This is a genomic window from Geodermatophilus sp. Leaf369 (assembly GCF_001424455.1).
GTDB lineage: Bacteria > Actinomycetota > Actinomycetes > Mycobacteriales > Geodermatophilaceae > Klenkia.
Genome location: NZ_LMQA01000006.1, coordinates 94,757 through 103,383 on the forward strand (window position 1 = coordinate 94,757; position 8,627 = coordinate 103,383).

The 8,627-nt window shown below is 76.5% G+C and carries 4 protein-coding genes; all 4 read right to left on the bottom strand.

From position 1 onward, the window contains the following. Nucleotides 1–1,758 (bottom strand): exodeoxyribonuclease V subunit alpha, encoded by a 1,758-nt coding sequence (gene recD / locus ASG36_RS20955; RefSeq protein WP_055768993.1) that lies wholly within the window; start codon nucleotides 1,756–1,758, stop codon nucleotides 1–3. Then, complete coding sequence (locus ASG36_RS20960) at nucleotides 1,755–5,012, bottom strand: UvrD-helicase domain-containing protein (protein ID WP_055768996.1); 3,258 nt, start codon at nucleotides 5,010–5,012, stop codon at nucleotides 1,755–1,757. Before ASG36_RS20960 ends, recD begins: the two co-directional genes overlap by 4 nt. Further along, nucleotides 5,009–8,266, bottom strand: coding sequence for an exodeoxyribonuclease V subunit gamma (gene recC / locus ASG36_RS20965; protein ID WP_055768999.1), 3,258 nt, complete (start codon nucleotides 8,264–8,266; stop codon nucleotides 5,009–5,011). The genes ASG36_RS20960 and recC overlap by 4 nt, the downstream gene beginning before the upstream one ends. Nucleotides 8,267–8,275: 9 nt before the next feature. Continuing rightward, on the bottom strand, nucleotides 8,276–8,627 hold a 352-nt coding region (locus ASG36_RS22820), incomplete at its 5' end, for an HNH endonuclease signature motif containing protein (RefSeq protein WP_235495407.1).

Here is an 8,627-nt window from a genome sequence, read left to right on the forward strand (position 1 = left end):
TCACCCGCCGATCTGCCGGCGCAGGCCGCTGGCGCGCACCACCGGGCGGGCCACGGCAGCGCGCACCGACTCTTCGCTGCCGACCACCCGCACGCGGGCGCTGGCCCGGGTGACGGCGGTGTAGAGCAGCTCTCGGGTGAGCAGCGGGGACCCCACCGGTGGCAGCAGCACGGTGACCGCCTCGTACTGGCTGCCCTGGCTGCGGTGCACGGTGAGCGCGTGCGCGGTGCGTACGGAGGACAGCCGGGACAGCGGGAGCGGCTCCCGCCCGTCGAAGGCCGCGCGCAGCCCGTCGGGACCGCGGACCACCACCCCGGTGTCGCCGTTGAACAGCGCGTTGTCGTAGTCGTTGGCGGTGACCAGCAGCGGCTGACCCGGCCACCAGTCCCCGGGCAGCGCCCCCGTCCACCGGGTGACCTGGTCGTTCCAGTGCGCCACGCCGAACGGGCCGCTGCGGTGCGCGCAGAGCAGCCGGTGCCGCCCCAGCAGGGCCAGGGCCGCGGGGCCGTCCCCGGCCCGCGCGGCGGCGCCCAGCTCCTCGGCCGCGGCCCGGACCTCGGCGGCCAGCGCGTCGGGGGTGGGGTCCAGCGAGAGCCCCTCGCCGTGGGTGAGCAGCTCGACGACCTGGTCGGCCTGCCCCTCCCGCACGGCCTCGGCCAGCGCGCCGATGCTCCGGCCGTAGCGGTGCGACACCCGCAGCCGGACCACCCCGTTGCCCAGCTGGTCGAGCTCGGTGGCGTCGAGGTCCAGGTCGTGGGCGGCCTCGGGGGGCGGGGCGGCCGCCCCGCCGGTGGCCGGGCGGTGCACCAGGTCGCTCAGGACCGCCCCGGCCTCCACCGGGGTGAGCTGGTCGGGATCACCGACGAGCACCAGTCGGGCGGTGGGTCGCACCGCCTCCAGCAGCCGGGCCATCAGCGTCAGCGGCACCATCGAGGACTCGTCGACCACGACCACGTCGAAGGGGAGCCGGTTGCCCGCGTCGTGCTTGAACCGGCTTCGGCTGTCGGGCCGCCAGCCCAGCAGCCGGTGCAGCGTGGAGGCGGTCAGGTCGTCGGGCAGCCCCAGGTCGGCGGCCTGGGCCCGGACGGACTCCTGCAGGCGGGCCGCGGCCTTGCCGGTGGGGGCGGCCAGGGCGATCCGCACCCGCGGGCCCTCCTGGGCGACCAGCAGCGCCAGCAGCCGGGCGACGGTGTGCGTCTTCCCCGTGCCGGGTCCACCTGTGATGACGCTGACCCACCGTCCGGCAGCCACCGCCGCGGCCAACCGCTGCCGGTCCGGCGCCGGCCCGGGGAACAGGGTGGGCAGCGACGAGAGGTCCACCGCCGGGGGCCGCTGGGCGGCCCGGGCGTCGAGCTCTGCCCGGACCAGCTGCTCCTGCTGCCAGTAGCGGTCGAGGTAGAGCAGCCCGTCGACCCAGCGCAGCGGCTGCCACGGAGCGTCGGGGCCGACGGCGACCAGCGGGCTGGCCGTCACCGCGGACCAGTCGGTCGGCCAGGGCAGCTCGACCGGGTCGGGCACCGGCGCATCCCCGACCGCCGTGTCCTCCTCGGGCACCACGGTCTCGGCCACGGTGGACAGGTCGACGCACACCGAGCCGGTGCGCACCCCGCGGACGGCCAGCGACGCGGCCAGCAGCACGGTCTGGTCGGTCTCCCCACCGAGGCGGGACAGCCGCAGCGCCACGTGCACGTCGGCCGGGGCGAGCACGCCCGCCTCGGCGAACACGGCAAGCAGGCCGGTGGCCCGGGTGGGGATCACGACCGGCCAGCCAGCAGGTCCGACAGCCCGGTGACCAGGGCGGTCGGCGGCGTCCAGGTGAAGACGCCGGCGCCGGGCTCGCTGTCGGGTCCCGCCATGCCGCGGACGAACAGGTAGAGCACCGGCCCCAGGTGCAGCGCCGGGTCGTAGCCGGGCTGCCGCCACCGCAGGAACCGGTGCAGGGCGGCGGAGTAGAGCAGCGCCTGCAGCACGTAGTGCGCGTGCTGCATCTCCTCGGCCATGGCCTCGGCCGCGTAGTGACCGGTGGTCAGCGGCTCGGCGCCGAGCCGGTTGGTCTTGTAGTCCACGACCGCGTAACGCGGCCCGGGCAGCCGCAGCACGGCGTCGATGCTGCCGGTGAGGAACCCCCGCAGCGCGGCCGGCTCCACCCCGGACAGCCGGTCGGCGTAGCCGGCGACCGGACCGAGGTCGTGGGCGCGGAGCAGCGCGACCACGTCGGCCAGCGTGCTGTGCGGCACGGCGTCGTCGCCACCGGCCAGCGGGAGCTCGAAGTCCAGTTCGGCCAGCCGGTCGGCGGCCGGGAGCGACGCGAGCGTGACGCCGGTGTCGTCCAGGGCGGTGTGCAGCACCGGCCGCAGACCCTCGGCGAGGGCGTCCGCGGCCACCCCGGGCACGGCGAACCGCCGCACCGCGTCGGCGCACCGCTCGTCCAGCGCTGCCGGGTCGAGGTCCTCCAGCACGGCGTGCACCAGGGTGCCGAACGCCGCCCCGCCGGGCAGGTCGGTCAGCGGGGAGGGCAGCCCCCCGGGCACCGCGCCGGCCGGCTCGTCGGTGTCGGCCTCGTCGTCCTTCCCGGGCGCGTCGGGCTCGCTGGCCGCACCCAGCTCGTGCGCGGAGCGGGTCAGCGAGCTGTAGGAGGTGCGGCGCCAGTCCTCGTCGAGGGTGCGGGTGAACGTGCTCACCGACAGCTCGGGGACCGGCTCGGTCGGCGGTGTCCACCGGGCGGCCGAGGGGCTGCCCACCTCCTCGACGCTCGTGCGTCCGCCGGAGGCGTCGACCAGGGACTGCAGGTGGTCGGCCACCGCCTCGTCGGAGGCGGGCACCGGCACCGTGCCGGCGGGCTGCTGGCCGGGCGCCGCGCCGCCGAAGAGCAGCCGGTGCAGCGGTGCGGCCGCGGTGTTGCGGCTGGGCGCCCAGTGCACGACCAGCTGGGCCGCGGCCCGGGTCAGCGCGACGTAGAGCAGCCGCAGGTCCTCCCCCAGCTCCTCGTCGTCGTGCCGCGCCCGGGCCTCCCGGTACCCGGCCGAGCCCGGTCCGCCGACGTGCAGCACCCGGTGCCCGGCCTCGTCGTGCAACCGGAGCACGTCGGGGTCGTCGGGGGACCAGCGGTCCCAGCCGAAGGGCACGTGCACGACCGGGAACTCCAGGCCCTTGCTGACGTGCACGGTCATCACCTGCACCGCGGCCGCGTCGGACTCCAGCCGCCGGCTGCGCTCGTCGGTGCCCTCGACCTCGGCCCGGGCGATCCGCCGGCGCAGCCACTCGACCAGCGCAGTGAGCCCGAGGGACTCCCGCATCGCCACGGCGTGCAGCACCTGTCCGACGTGTCGCAGGTCGGTGAGCACCCGCTCACCGTCGGGGCGGCGCAGCACCCGGGCGGGCAGGCCCTCCTCCGCGGTGAGCACCTCGAGGAACGCGGCCACCCCACGCTCGCCGAGCAGGTCGGCCCAGCCCCGCAGCCGGGGGCCGAGGACGTCGGTGACGGCGTCGCCGTGCTCGTCCAGCGACTCCTCGCTCTCGCCCAGGAAGACCGACAGGGCTGCGGCTCGTACCCGGCCGGCCCGGTGCGGCTGCTCCAGGGCCTCCAGCAGCACCAGCCAGGACTGGGCGCTGACGGTGCCGAACACGCTGCCGCCGCCGGCCATCACGGCCGGGACCCCGACCGCGCCGAGGGCCTCGCGCACCAGGTGGCCCTGCTTGTTGGTGCGTACGAGCACCGCGACGTCCCCCGGTGCCACCGGTCGGCCCTCGAACCGGGCGGGGCCGGATAGCAGGGTCACCACGTCGGCGGCGACGTCCCGGGCCACCAGGTCCCGCAGCCGGTCGACCCTCGGGAAGCCCCGGAACTGCGGGCCCGCCCCGACGCGTCGCAACCGGCGCAGTCGCAGCGGGGGTCCGGCGTCGGTCAGCCGGGCCGTGGGGTGCGCGGACCTCACCGGTCGCACCACGATCCGCGGGTCGCCGAGGGCGGCCCCGCCGAACACCGGCTCCAGGGCCTTGAGCAGCACCTGGTCCGACCGCCAGTTGGTGGCCAGCGTGGAGCGGCTGTCGGCGACGGACGCAGCAGCCAGGTAGGTCGTGACGTCGCCCCCGCGGAAGCCGTAGACGGCCTGCTTGGGGTCCCCGATCAGCACCAGGGTGGTGCGGCCGTGGAAGGCCCGCTGCAGCACCTCCCACTGGACCGGGTCGGTGTCCTGGAACTCGTCGACCATCACCACCCGGTAGCGGGAGCCGACCCGCTCGCAGGCCACCGGGCCGTGCTCGGGGTGGGCCAAGGCGTCCCGCAGCAGGGAGAGCCAGTCGTCGTAGTCGACCAGCCCGAGCCGGCGCTTGCGCCGTTCCACCTCGTCCCGGACGGCCTGCGCGGCCCTGCGTCGCCGGCCGGGCACCCCGGGGTCGGTGACCGGCTCCAGGCGGGCCTGCCGGTCGCTGCCGACGCTGCGCCGGCCCAGCTCCAGCAGCTGGTGGTGCTCCAGGAACGGCGGCACCGCCGGACCGGCGGTGGCGAAGCTGCGCAGGTAGAGGTCGTCGACCACCTCACCGACGAGGTCGTCGACGTCCTCCGTGAAGGTGGCGGTGGGGTCGCGGTCGGCGGCGGTGCCCAGCCCGGCGAGCATCTGGGAGCAGAACGAGTGCGTGGTGGCGATGGTGGCGGCGTCGAAGCCGGCGAGCCCGATCTCCAGCCGGACCCGGCGGCGCTCGACCTCGGCGTCCTCGACGGAGGCGAGCAGTGCCAGCACCGGGTCGGCACCGGACCGGGCGGCCACCGGGTCGCGCAGGCCCTGTTCGGCCGACACCATCCGCTCACGCACCCGGTCACGCAGCTCGCGGGAGGCGGCGTTGCCGAACGTCACCAGCATGACCTCCCCCAGCTCGGCCACGCCCTCGGCGACGAAGCGGGTGGTGAGGGCGGCGATGGTGAACGTCTTGCCGGTGCCTGCGCTGGCCTCCAGCACGGTGGTGCCCACGGGCAAGGGGCCGCAGACGTCGAAGGCCGCGGGGGTGTCGCTCACGAGGTGGTCTCCGCATCCAGCAGGGGGGTCCAGAACCGGCGGGCGAGCACGCCGAAGCGGGTGGTCTCGCCCGGCCACCGCTCGTCCTCCAGCGGACCGGGGTCGATGAGCACGGTCAGCGGGGGCCGCTGGCCCCAGACGTGCACGTGGTGCCTCTCCTCCTGCTCGCCGGGGAAGCGCCCGCCGGTCCACTCCCGACCGGCCTGGTCCAGGGCCTGCTCGGGGACGTCGCCGCCGGCCCGGGCCCGGGCGTAGGCGTGCGAGGTCTTGACCGCCATCGGCAGCGGCTCGACCGTGCCCCGGTCGTAGAGGTCGAGCAGGTCGGCGAGCACGGCCCGGGCGTTCGCCGGAGCGAGCAGCGTCGAGGTGCGGGCCCGGGCGCCGTAGCGGCCGACGGTCACCGCCCGCCCGGTGCCCTCGGTGGCAGCGAGCGCGAGGGCCTGTACCCACGCGCGGGCACGGTGCTTGGGGCCGAGGCTGGAGTACGTCACGCTGACCACGGCGTCGTCCCGGACCCCGTTGACCGTGCCGGCCAGTTCCCGGCCGCCGAGGTCCAGGCGCACGTCGACGGCCCGGGCTGGTGGGGCCAGCAGCGGGCCGGCGACCGTGACGAGCGGGCCGACCCGCCCCGACACCCGGCCCAGCACCGCGTCACCCAGGGCGCCCGGGGGCAGCGTGCCCCGCAGCCACTCGCTGCGCTCGGCGTCCGGGGTGGGCACCCCGGCCAGCCCGGCCCGCAGCAGCCGCTCCCCGACCGCCCACTCCTGCAGCGCGTCCAGGGACGCCGACAGCGCGTCGTCGACCTCGTCGTCCTCGCCGGGCAGGGTGATCTGCAGCCGCTGACGCAGGTAGGCCCGGACGGGGTTCTCCACGAAGGAGACCAGGTCGTCCAGGGCCACCGCGCCCGCCCGGGGCCGCAGGGCGCGGCGCACCGGCGCCGGTTCCCGCGGCAGGGCGGCCTGCCGGGCCCCGGCCAGGCTGACCGGGTCGAAGCTGGTCGGCCGCGGACCCACGAACTGCCGGGCGTCGTGGGCCTGCAGCGGGTGGCGCACCACGAGGTCCTCCCGGGGCTGCCCGGTGGAGGTGGCCAGTGCGTCCAGCAGCTCCCCCACCGGCACCGCGGGCGGACGGCTCGCGCCGCTGACCGGGTCGGCCCCGGTGTGGAAGACCAGCAGCCGGTCGGTGGCCGAGAGCACCGCGTCCAGCAGCAGCTGGCGGTCCTCGCTGCGCACGTCGCGCTCCCCGGTGCGGGGGTCCCGGGCGAGCACGTCGTCGCCGTCGATGCCCGAGGTGCGGGGGAAGACGCCGTCGTCGAGGCCCAGGAGCACCACGACCCGGTGCGGCACCGAGCGCATCGGCACCAGCGTGCAGACGGTCAGGTTGCCGGTGCGGAAGTTGGCCCGGGTGGGGCGGCCCCGCAGCCGGTCGGCGAGCATCGCGCGCACGTCGGCCAGGCGGACCGTGCTGGACCCGCCCTCGGCGGCCTCGGTGAGCTCGCGGCGGGCCTGGGCCAGCTGCCACACCTCGTCGGGGCCGACGGCGGTGAGCGCGTCGAGGGCGTCGGTGAGGGTGGTGACCCAGTGGCCCACCGGGTGCTCGCCGTCCAGGGCGGCCAGCACGACCTCGAGCCGGTCGAGCAGCTCGGCCAGCCGCCCGGCCAGGTCGACGTCGCTGCTGTCCACGTCGTCCAGGGGCAACGCGGTGCCCAGCCAGACCGGGTGGTCCTCGGAGGTGGTGACCCCCAGCAACACCCGGTCCAGGCCGGTGCGCCAGGTGTTCTGCGGGACCCGGTCCATCGCGTAGGGCGCCCGGGTGGCGGCGTCCAGGCCCCAGCGGACCCCGGAGCGGGCCACCCAGTCGCGGATGCGCTCGAGGTCCTCGTCGGTGAAGCCGAAGAGGGCGCGGACCCCGGCGGTGGCCGCGAGGTCGAGCACCTGGCTGGCGGTCACCCGGCTGTGGGCGAGCTCCAGGAGCAGGGCCACGGTGTCCAGCAGCGGGTTGGTCTGGCGCAGGCTGCGGTCGGCGAGCCGGACCCGGAGCGCGTTGCCGGGGTGGGGCAGTCCCGGGCCGAGCCCGAAGGTGGCCGACACCAGGGGGGCGAAGGTCTCCACGTCGGGGCAGAGCACCAGCACGTCGCGCGGCTCGAGGGTGGGGTCGTCGGAGAAGAGCCCCAGGAGCACCTCACGCAGCACCTCGACCTGGCGGGCCGGGCCGTGGCACGCGTGCACCTGGACGGTGTCGTCGGCACCGACCGCGCCCGGTGCGGGGGGCGTGTCGTCGCGCAGGTCGCGCTGGACGCGGCTCAGCAACGTCTCCGGGACGTCGTCCGGGCCGGCGTGGTGGACGTCGACGTGCGTGGGCAACCGCAGCTGCAGCTCGCGCACGTCGCGGCCCAGGCTGCGCAGCAGCGGGTGCCGAGCTGCGGTGGTGGTCGGGTCGTCGCGGCGGCGCCCGGCAGCCGCCCCGGCGGTCGTGGCGATCCCGGCCCACAGCACCGGGCTGGGGTGCGGCAGCCACAGGTGCACGTCGCGGTGCTCGGCGAGGGCCTCCAGCACCGCGAGCGAGCGGGTGGACAGCCGGGTGGGGCCGAAGACGCTGACCCGGGCGGGCAGGTCGGACAGCGCCGGGTCCGACCGCAACGCGGTACAGGCCTCGGCCAGCCCCTCCGACGGCCCGGGGCCCAGGCGCTCGCGCAGCCGCCGCCACAGGTGGGCCTGCCACACCAGGTCGTCCGGCAGCGGACCGGTGCCGTCGGTGTCGTGGCCGGCGGCCCAGTCGCGCAGCATCCCGGGGCGGTGGGCGGCGTAGGAGGCGAACAGCCCGGACAGGTGCGCGGCGGCAGCCCAGCGACGGCCGCGGCGGGAGCCGTCGGCGTCGTCGCCGTCGGGCCCGGCGCCCAGGTGGTGGGCGAGCACCGCGCACCAGGGTTCGCCCAGGCTCTCGTCGACCACGTCGAGCAGCGACCACAGCGGCTGGGCCCACGGGTCGGACCGGGGGTCGACCCCGGTCGCGGCGGCCAGGGCCTCGTCGACCAGCCGGGCCGAGGAGGGGAAGCGCACCCCGGAGCAGATCCCGTCTCCGGAGTCACCGGCGCCCAGCACGGTGGACAGCCGCTGGGCCAGCCATCGCTCGACGCCCTTGGCCGGCACGGCCACGACCTCCTCGGCGAACGGGTCGGGCAGCGGCCGCGCCAGCACCTCGGCCAGCGCGTCCGCCAACCGGTCGGCGCGTTCGGCCCGATGCACGTTCAGCACGCGGCCTGTCTACCCGACCCCACCGACAGAACCGTTGCTGCGCAGCTCAGCGGGCCGGTCGACGTGCGCACTCCTCCTCGCAGCTCCGGTCAGCAGGCGGTCSAGGACGATCTCGGTGYCGTCGGGTCGGTGCGTGCGCCAGCGYTYGCCCGGTGGWGCTGCGTCGTCGCGTTCGACGCGGAACCCGTGGTGGACCTTCGTGTGGTGGCGTTCGCAGAGCAGTGCCGAGTTCTCCAGCGAGGTGTCCCCGTCGTCGCGGAGCCACTCGGCGAGATGGTGGACGTCGCACCAGTGGGTGGGGGCGTGGCAGCCGGCGAACACGCAGTGCCCGTCGCGTTGCTCCACGGCCCGGCGGATCTTC